Genomic DNA, 22,252 nt, shown 5'->3' with positions numbered 1-22,252 from the left:
CCCATATAATTCGTAACTTTTAATTCGCAGTTAATTACTAATTAGAAATTACCAATTATTTTCAGGTGGGCCATCCTGGACTCGAACCAGGGACCTCACCCTTATCAGGGGTGCGCTCTAACCACCTGAGCTAATAGCCCTTAAACGAACCAAATCATAGTTTGAAAGCTTCCAACAAATGTCTGCGACCGACCTTGGGTTTGACCTTCTCAGTATCTATTTAACACTGTGTTTTTCGACTCCTGAGTTGGGTAGGTCTCCCTAAAAGGAGGTGATCCAGCCACACCTTCCGGTACGGCTACCTTGTTACGACTTCACCCCAGTCACCAGCACTGCCTTAGGCATCCTCCCCCACGAATGGTTGGAGTAATGACTTCGGGCGTTGCCAGCTTCCATGGTGTGACGGGCGGTGTGTACAAGGCCCGGGAACGAATTCACTGCAGTATGCTGACCTGCAATTACTAGCGATTCCTCCTTCACGAAGGCGAGTTGCAGCCTTCGATCTGAACTGAGCCACGGTTTATGGGATTAGCTTGCTATCGCTAGCTTGCTGCCCTCTGTCCGTAGCATTGTAGTACGTGTGTAGCCCAAGGCGTAAGGGGCATGCTGACTTGACGTCATCCCCACCTTCCTCCGGTTTGTCACCGGCAGTCTCTCTAGAGTGCCCAACTTAATGCTGGCAACTAAAAACGAGGGTTGCGCTCGTTGCGGGACTTAACCCAACATCTCACGACACGAGCTGACGACAGCCATGCACCACCTGTGTTCGCGCTCCCGAAGGCACTCCCAGCTTTCACTAGGATTCGCGACATGTCAAGCCTTGGTAAGGTTCTTCGCGTTGCATCGAATTAAACCACATACTCCACCGCTTGTGCGGGCCCCCGTCAATTCCTTTGAGTTTCACACTTGCGTGCGTACTCCCCAGGCGGGATACTTAACGCGTTAGCTACGGCACGGCTCGGGTCGATACAAGCCACGCCTAGTATCCATCGTTTACAGCTAGGACTACTGGGGTATCTAATCCCATTCGCTCCCCTAGCTTTCGTCCCTCAGTGTCAGTTGCGGCCTAGCAGAGCGCCTTCGCCACCGGTGTTCTTCCTGATCTCTACGCATTTCACCGCTACACCAGGAATTCCCTCTGCCCCGAACGCACTCTAGCCGTGTAGTTTCCACTGCCTTTACGAAGTTGAGCTTCGCTCTTTGACAGCAGACTTACACAGCCACCTGCGGACGCTTTACGCCCAATCATTCCGGATAACGCTTGCATCCTCCGTATTACCGCGGCTGCTGGCACGGAGTTAGCCGATGCTGATTCCTCAGGTACCGTCATTGTGTTCTTCCCTGAGAAAAGAGGTTTACAACCCAAGAGCCTTCCTCCCTCACGCGGTATTGCTCCGTCAGGCTTTCGCCCATTGCGGAAAATTCCCCACTGCTGCCTCCCGTAGGAGTCTGGGCCGTGTCTCAGTCCCAGTGTGGCTGATCATCCTCTCAGACCAGCTACTGATCGTCGCCTTGGTAGGCTCTTACCCCACCAACTAGCTAATCAGACGCAAGCTCATCTTCAGGCAGCAAGCCTTTCACCTTTCGGCACATCCGGTATTAGCCACCGTTTCCAGTGGTTGTCCCTGACCTGAAGCTAGATTCTCACGCGTTACTCACCCGTCCGCCACTATGTCCGAAGACACCGTTCGACTTGCATGTGTTAAGCATACCGCCAGCGTTCATCCTGAGCCAGGATCAAACTCTCCGTTTTGAATCGTTTGCTTTTAGCTCTTTTAGCTGCGCTTTTTTAACCTCAGCTTGGTTATCTTATTTTCTTGACGCTGACCACTTGTTGTATAATGGCTTTCAAACTATAATATTTTCATGGTTCGGTGTCCCTTGGGCGTCGCTCTTTCGCTTCGCTCTCAGGCACTTATTCAATATAACTAACCTCTCTAAAAGTGTCAACCACTTTGACAAACTTTTTTTGACCTTTTTTTCNCGTTCGACTTGCATGTGTTAAGCATACCGCCAGCGTTCATCCTGAGCCAGGATCAAACTCTCCGTTTTGAATCGTTTGCTTTTAGCTCTTTTAGCTGCGCTTTTTTAACCTCAGCTTGGTTATCTTATTTTCTTGACGCTGACCACTTGTTGTATAATGGCTTTCAAACTATAATATTTTCATGGTTCGGTGTCCCTTGGGCGTCGCTCTTTCGCTTCGCTCTCAGGCACTTATTCAATATAACTAACCTCTCTAAAAGTGTCAACCACTTTGACAAACTTTTTTTGACCTTTTTTTCAGCGCCTTGTAACTGCCCATACTAAAGGATTGTAGGCAACAATGGTTTATGCAATATGCTGATTAAGGAAGGATAAAGCGTGAATTTTCAATCGGTAATAGCCTTGTTGCATCAGTTTTGGGCCGATCACGGTTGCTTAATCGCTCAACCTTACGATATTGAAAAGGGAGCAGGCACTAAAAATCCTCAGACGTTTTTGAGAGCATTGGGACCGGAGCCGTGGGCTGTTGCCTATGTTGAGCCGTGTCGTCGTCCGACAGATGGACGCTACGGTGAAAACCCCAACCGCTTTCAACACTATTATCAGTATCAAGTCTTAATTAAGCCGTCTCCAGATAATATTCAAGAGATTTATCTAGATTCATTAAGGGTTTTAGGAATTCGTCCTGAAGATCACGATATTCGGTTTGTAGAAGATAACTGGGAAGACGCAACAGTAGGCGCTTGGGGCACTGGGTGGGAAGTCTGGTTAGATGGAATGGAAATTACTCAATTTACCTACTTCCAACAGTGTGGTGGAATTGATTGCCGTCCTGTGTCAATTGAGATTACATACGGTTTAGAACGATTAGCGATGTATCTGCAAGAAGTAGAGGCAATTACTAAGATTCATTGGACAGACAATATTAGTTATGGTGATATCTATCTGCAAGGAGAGATTGAACAGTGTATTTACAACTTTGAAGCGTCGAATCCTGAACTATTACTGACACTGTTTAATTTATATGAGCAGGAAGCTAGTCAATTGACGGAGCGAGGATTGGTCTTACCTAGCTTAGATTATGTAATGAAGTGTTCGCACACCTTTAATTTACTGGATGCTAGAGGTGTGATTTCGGTGACGGAGAGAACTCGCTACATTGCCAGGATTCGGCATTTGGCACGCAAAGTAGCTCATTTGTATGTCGAGCAAAGGGAGAAGTTAGGTTTTCCGTTGCTCAAAAATACAGTGAGTTAAACACTAACTCTGACAGCATCAAAAGTGCTGTAACTAGGTGGCAAGCTCCCTTCCAAAGAATATCAATCCAACTATTACTATTAGCGTTGCTAGTCAATAGTCAAATTTGTCTAAATGTATTTACATAAATACAAAAAGGTTACAGACAGTTTATACATATCTGGACACTTAGCGATTTGTGCTTTGTTTCTTTATGTTGCGCTAAGGTGTAGGCTGAGCATTTCTATTACCAACAATCGTAAATACCATTAAAACCTCACTCTAAGCCATTAAAAATACAAACAAAGCCTGCACATGCGGGCTTTGTTTATATAAACTTGATGGACTATACTTCACCACAAGCATAAAATTTTTTCGAGTTGCCGATTAAATAAATGAAAAGTTCATCTACACAGAGGTTTGAGCATTAACTTTTGCAGTTGGCTCAGCCCACCATATTTTTATGGAGAAACAAGCTACGCCTAGAGCTTAGGTTTGCTTATCTCACAACTTCGGTGTTAACAAGAGTTTGAGAGCTTTCTTACATAAGTCTTATATTTTTAAGTTAGCTGCCAATTCTATTTGCTAGGTACTTTTACAAAAAATCTTATGATTCAAACCAGTGGTGTAATTATTTGTCTTGCCTACATTATCGGGTTGCTGTTTACAGCAATTCCTTGGGGTGGTGCGTGGATTTTGATTCTAGGGATAGTAGGAACAATTTTTTTGAGAAGACGCTACTTCATCTCAAGGAAACTAGCTCAGAAACCAGAAAATACTCGAGGGAAAACTAAGGGAGTGCTTAACACCTGGCAAAGTAGTCCCCATCCTAGAATATGGTTAGCTGCTGGTTTAGTGGGACTGTTGGCAACTCTATATTTTCAATGGCGAGTACCGCAACCAGCTGCAAAGGATATTAGTCAGTTCGTTCCGCCTGGAAATAGCAGTAATCAAGAACAACTTGTGATTGTTCGCGGCGAGGTGACGAGTAATCCTCGCTTGACTCGCAGTCACCGGGGACAATTTTGGCTGGAAGCGACTCAGTTAGATGAAGTCAAAAATGAAAAAGGTTCAGCAGGTGTCCCAAAAGGAGTGACAGGCAAATTATATGTAACAGTGCCCATACTTCAAGCTACAGGTTTATACCCTAGTCAACAAATTGCTGTGACTGGAATTTTATACAAACCAAAGGCGGCTTCCAATCCTGGTGGTTTCGACTTTCAAAAGTTTCTCAAGCAAGAAGGAACATTCGCTGGTTTGATTGGACGACAAATCAATGTTTTGGAACAAGAACGTAAATGGGGTTGGTGGCAAATTCGGCAACGAATTGTGCGATCGCAAGTTCGTAGCTTAGGTATTCCAGAAGGACCACTTGTGAGTGCAATGGTTTTAGGTAGCAAAGCTGTGGATTTACCCTATGATATCCGCGATTTGTTTGTAAAAGCAGGATTAGCTCATGCTTTAGCTGCTTCCGGGTTTCAAACTTCGTTGATTTTGAGTGTAATATTACAATTAACAAAGCGTACAAGAAAAGGAACACAATTTACGCTTGGGTTTTTGGCTTTAATTATTTTTCTGAGTTTAACGGGTTTTCAACCTGCGGTTCTTAGAGCCGTAATTATGGGTTTTGCAGCATTAGTTGGTTTGTTATTAAAAAGGAAGGTAAAACAGTTGGGTTCGCTGTTATTAGCAGCAACACTCTTATTACTATTTAATCCGCTATGGATTTGGGATTTAGGTTTTCAATTGAGTTTTTTGGCAACACTAGGATTAGTTGTAACAGTACCCGCAATTATCGAGCGTTTAGGTTGGTTACCACCTGCGATCGCTTCTTTGATTGCTGTTCCTCTTGCTGCTACTATTTGGACTTTACCTGTGCAACTTTTTGTCTTTGGAGTTGTACCAACCTACAGTTTATTATTGAATGTCGTCAGTACTCCATTAATTTCTATTATTAGTATAGGTGGTATTATCAGTGCTATAGGAGCATTAATTTTTACAGACATAGGAAGCTTTTTGGCTGGACTGTTGCATTACCCCACTGATTTGCTAATTAAACTTGTAGAATTTTTTAGCAATTTGCCAGGAAACTTTGTTGCTCTAGGTAGCATCTCCACTTGGCAATTGCTAACTATTTATGGGCTAATTATCTTAGTTTACTTAGTACGTTGGTGGCAGCGCCAGTGGTGGTTTGCTAGTTTAATTGCGGTTGGTTTAGTAATCATCCCCCTATGGCATTCTGCAAATACATTATTTAGGATAACGATATTAGAGTCTGGCACTGAACCAATTATAGTCGTTCAAGATAAAGGAGCAGTAACTCTGATTAATAGTGGTGATGAAGGTACAGGACGCTTTACAATTTTACCATTTTTACAACAGCAAGGTATAAATCAAATAAACTCGGCGATCGCTACTGATTTTCAAGGCAATAGAAGTAATGGTTGGTTGGAATTAGTACAACGTTTACCAATCAAAACTTTTTATGAATATTCCCCAAAACCAGAAAATTCTATTGCTACTCAGGCAATTCAAGAAGAACTACGAAAGCATCAAGGATCTTACCAACCGTTAGCTGTTGGTCAAGCGGTGCAAGCTGGTTCGATAGTTGTGCAATTAATTAACAACGAATTACCTATTTTACAATTGCAAATTTTAGAGCAAAACTGGTTGTTAATAGGTAATATTAAATCTCAAGAGGTACAACAATTAGTTAAAAATGGAAGTTTGCCTCGTCCACAAGTCTTATGGTGTGACTCTCAGGCTTTAAAAAATTTAGTTCTAGCTCTGCAACCAAAAGTGGCGATCGCTTCTGCTGCAAATTTTGATGAAAACACTTTATCTGAACTCAATCAAAGTCAAACAAAACTGTTCTTTACAGGACGAGATGGGGCTATTCAATGGTCTCCAGAACGGGAGTTTGAGGCGTTTATTGAAACATCTGAAAATCAGGGTTCTGTTTTGTAGTATTAGTTTGAAATGAGTGAACTTAAATATACTAATTTATTTTCCAAAATTGACTATTGATAACATTTATGAAAATCTCCTGTTATTAAATAATTTTATTAATAGAATACTGCGAGCTATTAAGTTTTTTTAGTATTTAAATTGAATTAGATTTTATGATAATCTACTTTTACAGCACTCGCGAACAATATGGCTGTTTTTCTAACTTTTCGCCCCACGACTTTGAATTAGATGGATTGTATTGGCCAACTAGCGAACACTACTTTCAAGCACAAAAGTTTATCAATACACCTCATGTAGAACAAATTCGCTTAATTAAAACGCCTAAAGATGCGGCAAGAATGGGGCGTGAAAGAACCCGTCCATTACGTCAAGATTGGGAACAAGTTAAAGATGACATTATGCGCCAAGCCGTACTACGTAAATTTCAAACTCATATGGATATCAAGAATATCTTACTTTCCACAGGTGATGAAGAAATTGTTGAAAACTCGCCCATCGATTTTTACTGGGGTTGCGGAGCTGATGGTAGTGGTAAAAACAAACTAGGAAAAATTCTCATAGAAGTGCGAGAAATTCTCCGCCGTACATACAGTATAGATAGTGATAATAGTACAATAAAATAATCTCGTTACTATAAATGTTTAGCTAAACAACAGTTTTTGAGAATAGAAATTGCTTGTTGCTTAAGTGAGTGACAACTAAAATTATGATGATTCATCAGTGGGAAGCCAAGCAGCGATCGCTTCATCAATTAGCTTTCAGGCATTGCTGAATGAAAAATGAATGTGAAAAATTTAATCTTTCAAACTCCTATTCTCTGCGTTTCTGCACCTCTGCGTGAGACAGATTGATCCTTTCACTGAGCAACGCTAACTTTCACTGCTGTTATTGTTAGCTTGGCAATTCAATGCAAGTCAGATCAAACTGACAATCTTTACAATACAAGTATTTGATATCTACGCTTTGATAAATCAGCTTTATGAAAGATACATCCTGGTTTTGGGAATACTAGATTTACCACCAGACTAAACAGGAAGGGGTTGATGTCTAAAAACGGATGGAATAATAGATCGAAAAATACAGTCCCCCTGCAATTACCCACAACTTACCTAAAACCAGTGAAGCGCAATACAATTACTCATGAATTTAACTCTGGTTCACAAGTAGAAATACCACTGCCACAAGAAAGTGACGAATATCTATCGGAAGCATCTACGCTGCTACGACAAGGTATTCAACAGCAGCAAGCTGGTGAATTAGTAGCTGCGATGAAGTCTTTACAACAATCTTTGGTACTATTTCAGGCAGTTAAAGATTTACAAAAACAGGCACAGGTACTTTCTTTTTTAGGATTGGTAACTTACAGCGCGGGAGACTACAAGAGTGCTATCTCCTACTCTCAAAAGTGTATGTCTTTAAGCGAGGAGACTTCAGATTTAACATTACAGATGCAAGCACTTTCGCATTTAGGCAATGCGTACCGTCACTTAAATGAACATAATAAGGCAATTGATTTTCTAAAAAAATGTTTGAAAATAACCCAACAGCTACAAGACAAACGCAGTCAAGTAGCAGCACTGAATAACTTGGGATTGGTATATAAAGCTTTAGGTAAGTTTACACAAGCTATTGAGTATCAACAACAAAGTCTAGAAATTGTGCGCGAACTCAAAGATAATTGGGGCGAGGAACAGGTACTCAAGAATTTGGGTAATGCTTGGTATGCTTTAGATAATTATTCAAGAGCGATCGCCTACTATGAGCAATGTGTAGTACTAGCACGCTCTTTAAAAAATGTCCGCAGTGCTTCTCAGGTACTAAAAAATTTAGGTAATGCTTGTTATGCTTTAGGTGATTATATCAAAGCTATTAAGTATTATGAGGAACGCTTACAATTAGCCAGAGAAATTCAAGATCAGCGCAGCGAAGAACAGTCCTTAGGCAGTTTAGGAGTTGCTTGTGAAGCTTTAGGGGATCATCACAGAGCAATTACATATTATGAAGAACGTTTACTCTTAGCTAGGACAATTAAAGATCGGCGTAGTGAAGAACAAACTCTTGCCAGTCTTAGAGTCGCTTGCTACGCTTTGGGCGATTATGCTAAAGCCATGCAATACCAGCAGGGGACTCCAAATAGTTAATCTTATAGCAGAATTCAAAATTAGAATAGATTGATAACTCATAATACAATTTTTAATTTGAGATTTTGGATTACAAATAAGTTCTGTGAATTTAGATTTAATAAATTCATTTGTCACAATCATTTTTTAAATTTTTATTTACTTGCTCTGAGTTGTCCACAAGCAGCATTAGCTTCTAAACCACGGGAGTAACGCACACTAACAGCAATTTGTTGTTGCTTGAGAACGTTGACAAATGCTTGAATGCGATCGCGGTTGGGGCGTTCGTAGTCTACTTCTTGGATGGGATTGTAAGGAATTAAATTCACATGACTTTGAAATCCGCGCAAACGTTTGGCTAGTTCTAATGCATGTTCTGGTAAATCATTGACACCAGCCAGGAGAATATATTCAAATGTAACGCGGCGTCCAGTGATTTCTACATATTCTCGACATTCAGCTAGCAAATCTTCTAGAGGATAAGCGCGGGCGCTGGGGATAAGTTTTTCTCGCAGTGCTTGGTTGGGTGCATGGAGACTAACCGCAAGAGTGATTTGCAAATGGTGTTGCGCGAACTGACGGATACGATCGCGAATCCCAACTGTAGAAACAGTTAACGATCGCTGCCCAATACCGACATCTTGATTGAGAGATTTCAGGGCTGCTAGGACATTCTCAGTATTCAACAACGGTTCACCCAGTCCCATAAACACCACATTGCTAACCCGTTGCTGAAAATCTTCTTGTACAGTCAACACCTGATCGATAATTTCGTGCCGTGCTAAGTTGCGTTTGTAGCCTCCCTTACCAGTAGCGCAGAAATCACACGCCATTGGGCAGCCCACCTGAGTAGAAACGCAAACTGTCAAACGGGCTTTTGGACCTTCTCCCCTTTCTGCGAAGGTGGGGATGCCAACAGTTTCAATAATTTGTCCGTCTGCTAATTGTAAAAGATATTTCACCGTACCATCGGGAGCCTCAGAGCGGTAATGTAAAATTGAGCGCCCAATGGGGATTTCTGCTACTTCTTTGCGCCATTGCTTGGAGAAGACAGAAATATCGGCTAGCGATCGCACCCCCTTGTGATATATCCATTCATGTAATTGCTTTCCTCTGTAAGCAGGTTGTCCCTGTTGCTGCACCCAAGCAGTTAACTCCGCAACGTTTGCACCAAGTAGGGGAGGAAGTAATGCTGATTTAACTGAATTGTGTAAGTCAACCTGAGATACAAGAGGCGTAGCAGACATAACAAATTACGAATTGATGCTGGATCTCTATCCTACACCTGCCGGCTCGAGTTCGTCTTTACTAAAGAACACAACAAATTAACCAAAGGTAGTGCCGTTCCAGCCCCACATTGCACCCTTAGCGTCTGTAAATTCTATATAAATTCGATTTTTCGGCACACCCAAGGTTTGGTTAATTTGCTGACAAAAATCTTCACTCATTGCTTTAGTTTGGTCTGGCTTCATCGAGCCAACGCTCTTAATTTCAATGTAGCAAACTGGGTCTGTATTGCCAGCGAAAGTCATAGGAATTACTGGTTCAAAAGCAGTCATTACATAAGATTCTGGTTTTCCTAAATGTTTTGCTAACTTGGTTGATAGACTCAAAAGCATTGATTCAATTTCAGCTTTTTGAGGAGCAGATGCAGAAGTTTGAACTTTAATTAATGGCATATGTAACTCCTATTTTATTTGTGAATGTTAACTACTAAAGAGAGGTAAGAGTGAAGATTAATTGCCTTTTGCCTGTCGGCTATTATCTATTAATGAGACTAACGAAATAGATGATTATGTTCGGGATGATATAAACGTGATCGCCCTGTGGTTGGCGAAAGTGCTGGACTGATTATATAAAGTGTGGTGCGAATTAGTTTTTCTTGATGAGTACAGTCTGCGATTTGATTGAGAGGGACAATCCTAATTTTTTCATCCGGCCAGCCGATGCGAAAGCAAATTGCCACTAAGGTTTCGGCTGGGTAATGTTCGAGTAGTTTGATTTGGACATTTTCTACATGACGCGCACTCAAGTATAGGCAAAGGCTAGCCTGATGTGCTGCTAGAGAGGCTAATTCTTCGGAAGCGGGCACTTCTGTACGTCCGCTGATGCGTGTCAAAATAATGGTTTGGACTAAACCAGGTACAGTCAATTCTGTTTTCATTTTGGCAGCAGCGGCTTGAAAAGCGCTGATACCGGGTATAACTTCAAAAGGAATATTTGCCTCTGCTAGGAGGTGCATTTGCTCGTGGATAGCGCTGTAAAGACTGGGATCGCCGGAATGAAGACGGACTAGAGATTTGTGTTGCGATCGCACCTTCTCCACCATTATTGCCAAAATCTCTTCTAAAGTTTGATTTGCAGTTCTAATTATCTCGGCATCTTTTCGACAAATTTCTAAAATCTGTTCTGGTACTAAAGAATCAGCAAATAAAATCACATCAGCAACAGCTAATAGTTTCTCTGCCTTCACCGTAAGTAAATCTGGATCTCCAGGGCCTGCTCCAACAATGTACACAGATGGTTCTATAGCGTATAGTGTTTTTTTATAATTCAAGCTTTCTGTATATTCATCTTTAAAAGCACACACGGCAAACCCTCAAAATTTTTTTAGGATTTTCTCAGTATCTTTCCGGATTTACCCTCTTTCCCTAGTAGAGAGTAATGGTAGATGCACCCTGGTTAAGCCCTAGAGAAAACTCTGGGGCATTTTTTATTTTTGGGCATAGAGCATAGGGCATTAGAAGTACTAAGTTAAGAGTTGCTCTCCCCACACTTGTTCATCCCCTGATCTCCCCATCTCCCTTAGAAGTAGAGACTACATCAGGCAAAGGCCGTTTGAGTAAGTAAAGCCAAGCTAAGCCAAATAATCCTAGTAAAATTCCTAGACAACTTACTACTTGTGCCATCCGCAAAGGCCCTAGCATCAAGCTATCTGTGCGAAATCCTTCAATCCACAGGCGTCCTAAGCTATAGGCTGGCCAGTAAACTAGAAACAGCGTGCCTACTTTCAGGCGTGGCTTGCCAGATAAAGATCGGAAAAATAAAGTTATTAGCAGCCCAAACACCATTAAATCCCACAGAGATTCGTAAAGGAAGGTGGGATGAAAATAATCAAAATTAACATACTCTAGAGGACGACGTTCTGGAGGAATATATAGCTTCCAAGGTAAATTAGTTGGGTCGCCAAAAGCTTCAGAGTTGAAAAAATTGCCCCAACGTCCGATCGCCTGCCCTAAAATCAGCGAAGGCGCTACTAAATCCGCTAGTTGCCAGAAAGAAACCTGCTTGACTTTGGCAAAAATTAATGCTGCCAAAACTCCACCAATAATCGCTCCGTGAATGGCAATGCCTCCTTCCCAGATTGCAAAGATTTTTTCTGGAGTTGAGGCATATTTAGGCCATTCAAACAAAACGTAATATATCCGTGCGCCTGGAATTGCACCAATTAATAACCAAAAGAACAAATCGCTCAGCAACTCTGGATTAATATGACGGCGCTTTGCCAAATATTGAGAAAGCGTAACGCCAATTAACACTGCTGTGGCAATCAACAAGCCATACCAGCGGATAGTCAATGGTCCTATTCTCACCAGAATCGGTCCTGGAGAAGTAAATTGAAACGCCAAGGGCAAGGTGGAAAAATCCAGTGCCATGCAAAATTACCTAGAAAAGTTCGTTAATTAACCGCGCACTTTGGTAAGTACGGAGTTTCTTACCTTGAATACCAGACTAACCTTGAATCCTCTACAAGATTATGAAGACAGAGGTACAAATCCGACATTCATAATTAGGAGTCTAGTTCCTAACGCTTAGTTGAGCATAACTTGTGCCACCAAAACAATTGACTTTAGCATTTTTGCTGAGAGTGCAAGATGATAGATTTGAGTAAGTTACACAAAACAATTTCAATATAATCACTTAAATTAAGTTTGATATATCATTGTGATTGCGATTTATCCTGGCAGCTTCGACCCCATTACCTTAGGACATCTTGACCTCATCCAGCGTGGCAGTCGGCTGTTTGAGCGCGTAATTGTCGCTGTATTGCGGAACCCCAATAAAATGCCACTTTTTAGTGTTCAGCAAAGGCTAGATCAGATCCGTCTTTCTACACAACATTTACCTAATGTAGAAGTAGATAGCTTTGACGGTCTTACCGTCAATTATGCTCAAATGCAAAATGCACAAGTTTTGCTACGCGGCTTACGCGCTGTGTCAGATTTTGAAGTGGAACTGCAAATGGCTCACACAAATAAAACTCTTTCTACCCAAATAGAAACAGTTTTTCTGGCAACTTCAAATGAGTATAGTTTTTTAAGTAGTAGTGTGGTAAAAGAGATTGCAAGGTTTGGTGGCTCTATCGATCATCTCGTTCCCCCACACATTGCCCTAGATATATACCAATGCTACAATCACAACTCTCCAATGTTGAACCCAACCTCAACGGAAGCAACCCCCCCCCTCAAGAGTATGCCGACACACAGGGAAGCATAGATATTCAGGAGGAACTCAACCGCCTAGAGGAAATGGTTCTCTCTAGTCTGAGAATACCCCTGACAGGACGCACACTCATCGATGAAGAAAAGCTGCTAGATCAGCTTGACTACATCCGGCTTGCTTTGCCAACACTTTTTCAAGAAGCAGCAGCAATTCTGGGACAAAAGGAGGAAATTCTCCTAGAAGCAGAAGAATATGGGCAGCAAATAGTTGAAGCCGCCCAAGCAAAAAAAGCGCAAATTTTAGCTGAAAGCGACATTATTCAACAGGCAAAACAAGAAGCTGAACGAATGCGGCGACAAGTACAACAAGAGTGTGAGGGAATAATGCAAGAAACTCTGGCTGAAATTGAGCGCAAGCGATATGCTTGTCAGCAAGAATTAGAGCAAATGCGACAAACAGCCATCGCTCACGCTCAAGAAATTGAAGATGGTGCTGATGCATATGCCGACGGTGTTCTAGAAAATATTGAGCAGGATCTTAAACAAATGTTACGAATTATCACTAACGGACGGCAACAGTTGCAAGTTGATAACCTGACGCAACGTAATTCATCTCTTGGTAATAAGAGATAGAGGTTCTCAGCAAATGGGCAAGAATTTTAGGTTGGGTTAAGCGATCGCTTAACCCAACAATTCCAATCAAAATAACTTTTAGGCTTCTATATTCTTTAGTAAAACAGAACCCAAATCAAGCTACTATCTGAAATAGGCAAACAACCTACACAATGCCCAACAAGTGTAGGCAGACGAGAAAAAAGCTTCCCACTCTTCCCACACTCTTTGTTTAATGTCCTATACCCGAATCTAGTCAGGATTTTAATTTAGTTATTTTTGAGATGAGGAAGATGAACTACCACTTCCTCTGGGGTAGGGAGAATCAACAAAACCTAATTCAAACAACTGTTTATAGGCTTTTTTACCTAAATCTCGCGTTGGGTTTTGACTTTTAATTATTTGAATCAACAATGGTACTGCCAATTCTGGCTGATTTTGTGCCCGATGTACCAATGCTAATTGAAAGGTCGCTTCATCTCGTTTTTGGGCTGTTAATAGAGCTTTTTGACGCTGAGAATCAGAAACTCTATTGTCAATTCCTGAAAAGCTAGCGTTTAAATCTTGATAAAAATTAGATAGTTGATTATAAACCTGACGTGCTTCTTGCAATTTTTTGGCAGCTAAGGTGTAGTTTTGAGCAGAAACGGCTTGTTCTGCATCTTTCATCAAGCGATCGCCCCCTTCAATGCTTAAAAGACTGTTATTCTCTGTTACGGGACGGAGGTTATTGGGATTATTGGGGTCAATCGGTTGTAGTTGACGATTAGTGCCTGGTAACTGTGATACCTGAGCGTTCACAGGTGGTAACAAGCTGAGGACTGCTAAGACTGATAAAAAAGCACGATGCATCGAGGTAACAGCGGCAGCAGTGTTCATGGGGTCAATTAGTGCAACAACTATATAGATAAGTTATGGATACTTCGGGTATCTTAACTCTGTTTTGGTTTTGGGCAAAGCAAAGCCACATAACTAAGTTTCTCAGATTTAGACTAAAAATTACTTTAATAGAGTTCCCATTGCTACTGCATAATTTTCTTCACGCAAAAATCCACTATTTTCCAGATAATAATTAGTTATTGGCTCAAAAACTGCCAATTTGGCACAATGTTCTGTCAATTGAGGCTAATCTATAGATATACATCCTCAAATGATTCTAAAATACCACTATTACGATTTGGGATTAGCAATCAGTTTCTAAATCTAGCTTCTATTAATCCACTTGTTAGATTCTTTTTTCAAATTGAGATAGTTTTTTCTGATAAATCCAAGCTGTCTCGAGACTCTTAACTGAATCAAGAATTAGTAATTTCTGCAAAAGTGTGATTAGTAATTTCTGTTTCTTGGTGGCTCAATTGTTGAAGTGCTTTTGCTAAATCAGCTGTCAGGCTTTTAGCATCTTGTTTTATAGAACCATGTACATAATCCTTGACTTTGATTGGACAGCCAATGTGAATGCTCACATCTGTACCCCAATGCGGGTAAGGTTGGCTGTAATTAATGCCTATGGGTATAATACTTACTCCTAACCCGGAATCACTAGATTCAGCACTCAACGCCAGACGTGCAATTCCCGGTTTCAAAGGGGCTTGACTATGACGATAAATGTTCCCTTCTGGAAAAATCACTATTGCTTTTCGCTGTTTAAGTAACTCAACTCCATGTCGTAGAGTGCGAATTGATGGGTGTCGAGTATCTACAGGAAAACCACCCAAGCGTCGGACAAACCAGCCTTGCAATCCTTGGCATTCGTCAATAGTGACCATGAACCGCAGGTCTTTTGCTGTCATACAATCAGCAACAGCGTAGGGTACAAGCAGTCCATCCCAACGCGCCCTATGGGTAGGAGCAAAGATAACTGGCCCAGTTGTGGGGATATTTTTTTGTCCGGTTATCCTAATTTGTCCAAAGAATAATGGTAATAAGCAGTGACGACCAAATAAATACGCCAGAGGATTTAACCAAGGAGAAACCCTTGAGGTAGTACAATCCGTTTGAGGATTTGCTGGTGTATGCTGACAAGCATCGAATAAAGAGTAAAATTCCATCATGATGGAGACAGCTGATTGACGGATAAAATTTAATGAAAAGCCTCATTAGTTACACCGTAGATTCTCTTGCGTAACTTGTGTCGTGTGAGATGGACAGTTTTACCTCTGTCTGTTATTTTCTCTGATGACGCTTAGTGGCGAACCAAGCTTGTAACTGTTGACGACAAGCTGATTCTAGAATGCCTCCGATTATCTGTAAGCGGTGATTAGAAGCAGCGCTATCGGGTATGTTAATAACTGTCCGAACTGCGCCAGTTTTTGTATCGTCCACCCCATATACAAGTTCTCCGAGACGCGCTTGGACAATCGCCCCTGCACACATTGGGCAAGGTTCCAGAGTTACGTACAGAGTACAGTCATTAAGATGCCAATTTTGTAAAGTTATGGCAGCTCTTTTGAGAGCAAGAATTTCCGCATGAGCTGTGGGGTCTTTGTCCCGCTCTTTTCTGTTTTCTCCTTGTGCAAGTAAATTGCCAGTTGAATCGATGATAACAGCACCTATAGGAATTTCACCTGCATCAGCTGCTGATTTAGCTAATTCTAAAGCACGAGTCATCCATTCTACGTGTATAAGATAATCACCGTGTTTATTCAACATCCTTTGAAGAATATAAAAATTTTATAAAATTTTTACAATTTAATAAATTTTGTCATTAGTCATTGGACAAAAAAAACAAATGACTAATGACCAGTGACTATTGAGCTAACAAAGGATCGAGTTGATTGTGTGCATCTAGCTGATAAAGATCATCACAACCACCAATGTGTTGGTTATTAATAAAAATTTCTGGTACTGTGCGGCGTCCGTTAGCGCGTTCTGCCATTTTTTCTCTGGCTATTTCGTCGCCGTCGATTTTATATTCAGTAAAGTTTACACCTTTCCACCACAGCAGCATCTTGGCACGAATACAGTAAGGACAAGTTTGCCATGTATAGATTTCAACATTGGCTTTAACTCGCTCTGGATGGCGATTTAATAGGGGATTAAGAAAGTCCAGCATATTTAATCTTGAGCAAAGTTTTAACTATGTTTCTAGCCTAGATCATTGCTAGCATTACTTACCGCATCGGGGCTGGAATCCACTTTTGAAAACTTTCTAAGTGATTCCAGTAAGCCAAATATCCAGTAAATGCCCAAATTAAAGCAGCTATTATTAATACACCAACACCAATTAGCCGCCAAGTTCGGTTAGTTTTCCAATAGAGAGTTGGTGCAGCAAATATACCGCCTAATCCTGTCAAAATAAAACCGATTCCTGAGACAAACGGCTGTTTTGTGATATTCAAGTTGATAATCCGAATACCGACTACGATCGCTACTAAACCAGCAAAAAAACCGTAAATAGCGATTGTCAATAAATCCCAACCTACAGAAAGAGCGATCGCTGTTGCCACAAATAAGATGCCAAATAAAACACTTGTTTCACCGAAGGCAATGTTAAAACTACCACTTACTGGCCAAGTGAAGCTCATGTGTAAACCAGTTGTTAAGGCTAGCGCACCTGTAATTCCAAATCCCGGAATCCACTGCTTTTGATGTAAGCTATCTATCCCACGATATACATAGTCAGCTAAGATAAATAAACCAGCTACCATGTTGATTAACATGAGTGTGATGTAGTCAATAAACACGATTAACCTCTCAATGCTTTTCTGGGTTGATATGAACTACCTGAAATACTGTTACATTTATAAATATTTAAAACCATAAATCAATAAAGATTCAGATTACGGGGAAAATTATAAGTATTTATTGTCATAAGTAAAAAGTCAAAACAAAGCTAAGGCTCCTAGACAATTATTGCGAATAATGTCAATAAACAGGAAGTTGAGACGGAGTTAACATTTGTAATCGAAATTTGGTAACCGCCCTTTGGTAGACTTAAAGACTGAAATAGCCAGATAAAGTAACGCAAATTCAAGCAGTTGAGAGGGCAGACTCTGTGGAAAATACACTTGGGTTAGAGATTATTGAGGTAGTAGAGCAAGCAGCGATCGCATCCGCCAAGTGGATGGGTAAAGGCGAAAAGAACACTGCTGATCAGGTAGCAGTGGAAGCTATGCGGGAGCGGATGAATAAAATTTATATGCGCGGTCGCATCGTCATTGGAGAAGGCGAACGCGATGACGCGCCGATGCTTTACATCGGAGAAGAAGTCGGTATTTGTACTCAGCCAAATGCCGAAGCTCTCTGTAACCCTGATGAACTCATTGAAATTGACATCGCCGTTGACCCCTGTGAAGGTACGAACTTGGTAGCATACGGACAACCAGGTTCTATGGCTGTGTTGGCAATTTCTGAAAAGGGTGGATTATTTGCTGCTCCCGACTTTTACATGAAGAAGTTAGCAGCACCTCCCGCAGCTAAGGGCAAAGTGGATATCAACAAGTCAGCAACGGAAAACCTCAAGATTCTTGCTGAGTGTTTAGAGCGCTCGATTGAAGAACTTGTAATTGTGGTGATGAAGCGCGATCGCCATAATGATTTAATTAAAGAAATCCGTGATGCTGGAGCCAGAGTACAACTAATTTCTGATGGTGATGTTGGTGCAGCCATATCCTGCGGTTTTGCTGGAACTAATATCCATGCACTCATGGGTATCGGTGCTGCTCCTGAAGGTGTAATTTCCGCAGCCGCAATGCGTGCTTTAGGTGGACACTTCCAAGGGCAACTGATCTACGATCCAGAAATAGTCAAAACAGGTCTGATTGGAGAAAGTAAAGAAGCCAACCTTGATCGTTTGAAGTCTATGGATATCAATGACCCTGATAAAGTTTATGATGCTCATGAACTGGCTTCTGGTCAAACTGTTCTATTCGCTGCTAGCGGAATTACCAGTGGTAATCTCATGCAAGGTGTACGTTTCTTCAAGGGCGGGGCAAGAACTCAAAGCTTGGTAATTTCTAACCAGTCCAAGACTGCTCGATTTGTTGATACAATTCATATGTTTAGCGAACCGAAGTCTCTCCAACTGTATTAATTTTTGGAGAATGGGGAATGGTAATACTAAGGGCGAAGCATTAAAATTGAAATATAAGTTATACAAATGCTTCGCCAACACGGTAGTTAGTACTTAGTAGTTAGGAATCAATTGAAGATTGTTGCTTGGTGAGTTTTTCCAAGTAACAATCTTCAATTCACCCTTCCCAATTCTCAATGCCTTATTGCCAACTACCAATTAGCAATTACGATTTAGCAAATGAATATAGCAGTGGTGGGCTTAAGTCATAAAACAGCCCCAGTAGAAGTTCGGGAAAAGTTGAGCATTCCAGAACCACAAATCGAAAGTGCGATCGCTCATCTGGGTAGCTATCCCCATATTGAGGAAGTTGCAATTCTTAGCACTTGTAATCGCCTAGAGATCTACATTGTTACCAGTCAAACAGACCAAGGTATCCGGGAAGTAACTCAATTTCTTGCAGAACATAGCAAATTACCTGTATTCTCTCTGCGACAACACCTGTTTATGTTGTTGCATGATGATGCAGTTATGCATGTGATGCGGGTAGCTGGTGGCTTAGATAGTTTAGTACTCGGAGAAGGCCAAATTTTGGCTCAGGTGAAGACTACTCACAAATTGGGACAGCAATATAACGGTATAAAAACCATTTTGAATCGATTATTTAAACAAGCGCTAACAGCTGGTAAGCGGGTTCGCACTGAAACTAGTATTGGTACTGGTGCGGTCTCTATTAGTTCGGCGGCTGTGGAGTTAGCGCAAATAAAAGTAGCAAATTTAGCTGCTTGTCGAGTGGTAATTCTCGGTGCTGGGAAAATGTCACGGTTATTAGTACAACACCTGCTTTCTAAAGGTGCCGTGCAAATCAGTATTGTTAATCGCTCTCGCGAACGTGCCCAAGAACTAGCCAAGCAGTTCCCTGGACAACCTATTCAAATTCATATGCTATCGGAAATGATGACAGTAATTGCCGATAGCGATTTGGTGTTTACCAGTACTTCTGCAATTGAGCCGATACTTGACCGTGCCAAATTGGAGATGGTTTTAGAAGCTCAACGTTCTCTGATGTTATTTGATATTTCTGTGCCGCGCAATGTTCATGCAGATGTGAATGAACTAGCAAATGTACATGCCTTTAATGTGGATGATTTGAAGGCAGTAGTGGCGCAAAACTACGAAAGCCGCCGAAAAATTGCTCAGGAAGCAGAACGACTTTTAGAAGAAGAGGTAGAAGCTTTCGATGTTTGGTGGCGTAGTTTAGAAACTGTTACTACTATTAGCTGTCTGCGAAATAAAGTCGAAACCATCCGCGAACAAGAATTAGAAAAAGCTTTGTCGAGATTGGGTTCGGAATTCGCGGAAAAACATCAAGAGGTGATTGAAGCTTTAACACGCGGGATTGTTAATAAAATTTTACATGACCCGATGGTGCAATTGCGATCGCAGCAAGATGTTGAAGCTAGACGGCGTTGTATGCAAACTCTGCAAATGCTGTTTAACTTAGATGCAGGCGAGCAATTTAGTTAAACTCAACAACAGGATCCCCGACTTTTTTAAAAGTCGAGGATCTGAGTCTGACATTTTTCATCTGCAAATTAATGTAATAAATTACACAATCTGATGTGTAGGGGTTTAATCTGGCGAAATAGTAATTATGTACTATTATATATTGAGTGATCACCAGAGAATTTTTTAAATTTCTGCTGGTGTACCGTCAACTAAATTTTGTCCTCCGGCAAGTACCTAAAGACGATCACACAAGGACATAATCGCATCCATACAATGAATAAACAGAAAGCCAATGGCACTCTATTTTCCTAAATAAGCTTCGAGAACTTTGGGATTGGTTTGAATTTCTGCTGGGGTACCGTCAGCTAAATTCTGTCCTTCGGCAAGCACCCAAACACGATCGCACAAGGACATAATCACATCCATATTGTGTTCGATAATCAAAAACGTCATCCCATCTTGGCGGTTCCAAGTGAGAATGCGATCGCAAATATCATCAATTAATCTCGGATTTACCCCCGCTGCTGGTTCATCTAACAAAATTAACTTGGGATTAGTCATCAATGCGCGTCCCATTTCCAATAGCTTGCGTTGTCCACCAGACAAACTACCAGCATAATCGTGTGCTTTTTTTGCCAAACCTACGGATTCCAACAGAAACATGGCTCTCTCTTGCAGTTGCTTTTCTTCCTTGGCGACGATGTGCGGTTGTAACTGCACTTGCCAAAAGTTTTCACCCGTTTGTTTTTGCGCCGCCAACAGCATATTTTCTAACACCGACAACCGTGACAGAGTGCGTGCAACTTGAAAAGTACGTACTACTCCCTGCTGAGCAATTTGATATGGTTGCAAACTGTGAATAGGTTCGCCATCAAAAATTACTCGTCCTTTATCTGGGCGGATGAAGTTTGAAAGTAAATTAAACAAAGTGGTTTTACCAGCACCATTGGGGCCAATTAAACCCGTGATACTGCCTTTGGCAACTTCGATTTTCGCTTCATTAACTGCTTTAATACCACCAAAGCTTTTAGAAAGTCCAGTGGCTACTAGCAGAGGAAGTGGTGATGATTGGTTATTTACCAAGGGTGAGTTCCTCCTTTTTCCCTAAGATACCCTGAGGGCGCCAAATCATCAGTACCATTAAAATTAATCCAATTACCATGATGCGAAATGCACCCAAACGTGCTTCATCAAGGGAGATAATTCTGGGTAAAACTTCTCGCGTAATCGCATCATAAGCAAAGAAAATTACCGCACCTAAGATTGTGCCAATATTATTACCAGAACCGCCTAAAATTACCATGATCCAAGTATCAAAAGTCAACTGTGGTTGAAAATTATCAGGATAAATAGCGCCCAGTTGCCAAGCGAAGAAAGCACCAGCGATACCAGCGATCGCACCTCCAAGCATTAGAGATTGTACTTTATACCAAAAGACATTTTTTCCCAATGCTTTGGGAATTTCTTCATCTTCGCGGATAGCTTTGAGAATTCTACCCCAAGGCGATCGTACTAAAATTTCTACCCGCCAGAATACAAATGCTAAAACTAACAGCAACACCAACATTAAACCTGCTTTTGGGTTGTAATTATATAGTCCAATTACCCCAGAAATATAAATTGCTGCTGCTAAAACTGCTAAGACAATTCCTACTCCCAAGCGCGATGCAAATTCTTGTTTGTCAGTCATTTTTTGACCCAAATCAGTAGTCCGAGATACTTGAGTAGTATGAATCCATCGCCACAACGTCAAGAAAGTTACAACAGCTAGTAATGTTAACAGCCCAATCATCATTAATCTGATAAATAAACTCGGCTGTGTGGAGAAAGGTATGCCATAACTTTGTACGCCAAACGCCCCAGAAACCCAAGAATCTCCCACAGGTAATTCTTGATTATTAACCACTAAACGAATTAATTCTCCCGTACCGATGGTGACAATTGCTAGGTAATCCTCCCGCAAGCGCAGAGTTGCAAAACCAATTATCAAACCCAATAAAGCGGCTGTAATTGCTCCAGCCAACGCCGATATTAGTAAAGGAACGCCTTTTAAGCTTAACAACACAGTTGTATATGCTCCCAAGGTCATGAAAGCAATATGACCAAAGTTAATTAACCCCGTAAAACCCCACTGCAAATTTAGTCCGAGAGCAAATAAGGCAAAACTGGCTGTAGAAATTGCTAAGAAAATGAGATATTCAACCATATTAAATAGTTAGGAGTTAGTAATTTTCAATAAATAAATTCTCGAATTTTGTAGAGTGCAAATCTTGCACCTGCTCAATCTCCCGCCAATAAATTTAATTTCTTGGCTAATAGCTGAAATCAACTTTAGTGGAGTGTGAGCAATCGAGTCATTAATTGAGTTT

The 22,252-nt window shown here is 41.2% G+C and carries 19 protein-coding genes, 2 tRNA genes and 1 rRNA gene (1 of these 22 running past the window's edge); 8 read left to right on the top strand and 14 right to left on the bottom strand.

Annotated features, from left to right (window positions below):
- The 3 genes from FCR06_RS05400 to FCR06_RS05390 all read right to left on the bottom strand — a co-directional run.
- Window positions 1-3 (bottom strand) — tRNA-Ala (locus FCR06_RS05400) (it extends 70 nt beyond the left edge of the window).
- Window positions 4-66: 63 nt separating this feature from the next.
- Window positions 67-140 (bottom strand) — tRNA-Ile (locus tag FCR06_RS05395).
- A 124-nt stretch (window positions 141-264) separates the two neighbouring features.
- Window positions 265-1,753: ribosomal RNA gene (locus tag FCR06_RS05390) — 16S ribosomal RNA — on the bottom strand.
- Window positions 1,754-2,361: 608 nt separating this feature from the next.
- Between FCR06_RS05390 and glyQ the strand changes: the two genes are divergently transcribed.
- The 4 genes from glyQ to FCR06_RS05370 all read left to right on the top strand — a co-directional run bounded on the left by glyQ (window position 2,362) and on the right by FCR06_RS05370 (window position 8,330).
- A complete protein-coding gene (gene glyQ, locus FCR06_RS05385; protein WP_138497806.1) occupies window positions 2,362-3,240 on the top strand; it encodes a glycine--tRNA ligase subunit alpha in 879 nt (292 codons plus the stop codon).
- A gap of 588 nt (window positions 3,241-3,828) precedes the next feature.
- Entirely contained in the window at window positions 3,829-6,186 is a 2,358-nt protein-coding gene (locus FCR06_RS05380; RefSeq protein ID WP_138497805.1) for a ComEC/Rec2 family competence protein, read from the top strand.
- Window positions 6,187-6,341: 155 nt separating this feature from the next.
- Entirely contained in the window at window positions 6,342-6,812 is a 471-nt protein-coding gene (locus FCR06_RS05375) for an NADAR family protein (protein WP_138497804.1), read from the top strand.
- A 420-nt stretch (window positions 6,813-7,232) separates the two neighbouring features.
- A complete protein-coding gene (locus tag FCR06_RS05370; protein ID WP_138497803.1) occupies window positions 7,233-8,330 on the top strand; it encodes a tetratricopeptide repeat protein in 1,098 nt (365 codons plus the stop codon).
- A gap of 134 nt (window positions 8,331-8,464) precedes the next feature.
- Here FCR06_RS05370 and rlmN read toward each other — a convergent pair whose 3' ends face one another.
- From rlmN to lgt, 4 genes are all read right to left on the bottom strand, one after another.
- Window positions 8,465-9,556, bottom strand: a complete 1,092-nt coding sequence (rlmN, locus tag FCR06_RS05365) for a 23S rRNA (adenine(2503)-C(2))-methyltransferase RlmN (protein ID WP_138497802.1) — start codon at window positions 9,554-9,556, stop codon at window positions 8,465-8,467.
- A gap of 78 nt (window positions 9,557-9,634) precedes the next feature.
- Window positions 9,635-9,988, bottom strand: a complete 354-nt coding sequence (locus FCR06_RS05360) for a phenylpyruvate tautomerase MIF-related protein (protein WP_138497801.1) — start codon at window positions 9,986-9,988, stop codon at window positions 9,635-9,637.
- Window positions 9,989-10,086: 98 nt separating this feature from the next.
- A complete protein-coding gene (gene cobM / locus FCR06_RS05355; RefSeq protein ID WP_138497800.1) occupies window positions 10,087-10,899 on the bottom strand; it encodes a precorrin-4 C(11)-methyltransferase in 813 nt (270 codons plus the stop codon).
- A 190-nt stretch (window positions 10,900-11,089) separates the two neighbouring features.
- Window positions 11,090-11,965, bottom strand: a complete 876-nt coding sequence (lgt, locus tag FCR06_RS05350) for a prolipoprotein diacylglyceryl transferase (RefSeq protein WP_138497799.1) — start codon at window positions 11,963-11,965, stop codon at window positions 11,090-11,092.
- Between the two features lie 289 nt (window positions 11,966-12,254).
- Between lgt and coaD the strand changes: the two genes are divergently transcribed.
- Window positions 12,255-12,806: a pantetheine-phosphate adenylyltransferase gene (gene coaD, locus FCR06_RS05345; protein ID WP_138497798.1), complete on the top strand. Its 552-nt coding sequence runs from the start codon at window positions 12,255-12,257 to the stop codon at window positions 12,804-12,806.
- Window positions 12,716-13,384, top strand: coding sequence for a DivIVA domain-containing protein (locus FCR06_RS05340; protein WP_138497797.1), 669 nt, complete (start codon window positions 12,716-12,718; stop codon window positions 13,382-13,384). Before coaD ends, FCR06_RS05340 begins: the two co-directional genes overlap by 91 nt.
- A gap of 252 nt (window positions 13,385-13,636) precedes the next feature.
- On the opposite strand, the gene FCR06_RS05335 is transcribed toward FCR06_RS05340, so the two are convergent.
- The 5 genes from FCR06_RS05335 to FCR06_RS05315 all read right to left on the bottom strand — a co-directional run bounded on the left by FCR06_RS05335 (window position 13,637) and on the right by FCR06_RS05315 (window position 17,046).
- Complete coding sequence (locus tag FCR06_RS05335; protein WP_138497796.1) at window positions 13,637-14,242, bottom strand: hypothetical protein; 606 nt, start codon at window positions 14,240-14,242, stop codon at window positions 13,637-13,639.
- 416 nt (window positions 14,243-14,658) lie between these two features.
- A complete protein-coding gene (locus FCR06_RS05330; RefSeq protein WP_138497795.1) occupies window positions 14,659-15,414 on the bottom strand; it encodes a lysophospholipid acyltransferase family protein in 756 nt (251 codons plus the stop codon).
- Between the two features lie 112 nt (window positions 15,415-15,526).
- Window positions 15,527-16,012, bottom strand: coding sequence for a tRNA adenosine(34) deaminase TadA (gene tadA / locus FCR06_RS05325; RefSeq protein ID WP_138497794.1), 486 nt, complete (start codon window positions 16,010-16,012; stop codon window positions 15,527-15,529).
- Window positions 16,013-16,109: 97 nt separating this feature from the next.
- Window positions 16,110-16,415 carry a glutaredoxin 3 gene (gene grxC, locus FCR06_RS05320; RefSeq protein ID WP_138497793.1) on the bottom strand — a complete coding sequence of 102 codons (306 nt, stop codon included), beginning with the start codon at window positions 16,413-16,415 and terminating at the stop codon, window positions 16,110-16,112.
- A gap of 58 nt (window positions 16,416-16,473) precedes the next feature.
- Window positions 16,474-17,046, bottom strand: coding sequence for a DUF981 family protein (locus tag FCR06_RS05315; protein ID WP_138497792.1), 573 nt, complete (start codon window positions 17,044-17,046; stop codon window positions 16,474-16,476).
- A gap of 311 nt (window positions 17,047-17,357) precedes the next feature.
- Between FCR06_RS05315 and glpX the strand changes: the two genes are divergently transcribed.
- The gene (gene glpX, locus FCR06_RS05310; RefSeq protein ID WP_138497791.1) at window positions 17,358-18,395 is read left to right on the top strand and encodes a class II fructose-bisphosphatase; all 1,038 of its coding nucleotides are present in this window, start codon (window positions 17,358-17,360) and stop codon (window positions 18,393-18,395) included.
- A 219-nt stretch (window positions 18,396-18,614) separates the two neighbouring features.
- Window positions 18,615-19,901, top strand: a complete 1,287-nt coding sequence (locus FCR06_RS05305) for a glutamyl-tRNA reductase (RefSeq protein ID WP_138497790.1) — start codon at window positions 18,615-18,617, stop codon at window positions 19,899-19,901.
- 282 nt (window positions 19,902-20,183) lie between these two features.
- Here FCR06_RS05305 and FCR06_RS05300 read toward each other — a convergent pair whose 3' ends face one another.
- Entirely contained in the window at window positions 20,184-20,966 is a 783-nt protein-coding gene (locus tag FCR06_RS05300) for an ABC transporter ATP-binding protein (RefSeq protein ID WP_138497789.1), read from the bottom strand.
- Complete coding sequence (locus FCR06_RS05295) at window positions 20,956-22,089, bottom strand: branched-chain amino acid ABC transporter permease (protein WP_138497788.1); 1,134 nt, start codon at window positions 22,087-22,089, stop codon at window positions 20,956-20,958. The genes FCR06_RS05300 and FCR06_RS05295 overlap by 11 nt, the downstream gene beginning before the upstream one ends.
- Window positions 22,090-22,252: the final 163 nt, after the last annotated feature.

It is taken from the genome of Nostoc sp. PA-18-2419 (assembly GCF_005869855.1).
GTDB lineage: Bacteria > Cyanobacteriota > Cyanobacteriia > Cyanobacteriales > Nostocaceae > Nostoc.
Note: the sequence above shows the minus strand (reverse complement) of the source record. Positions and strands in the feature narration are given on the sequence as shown.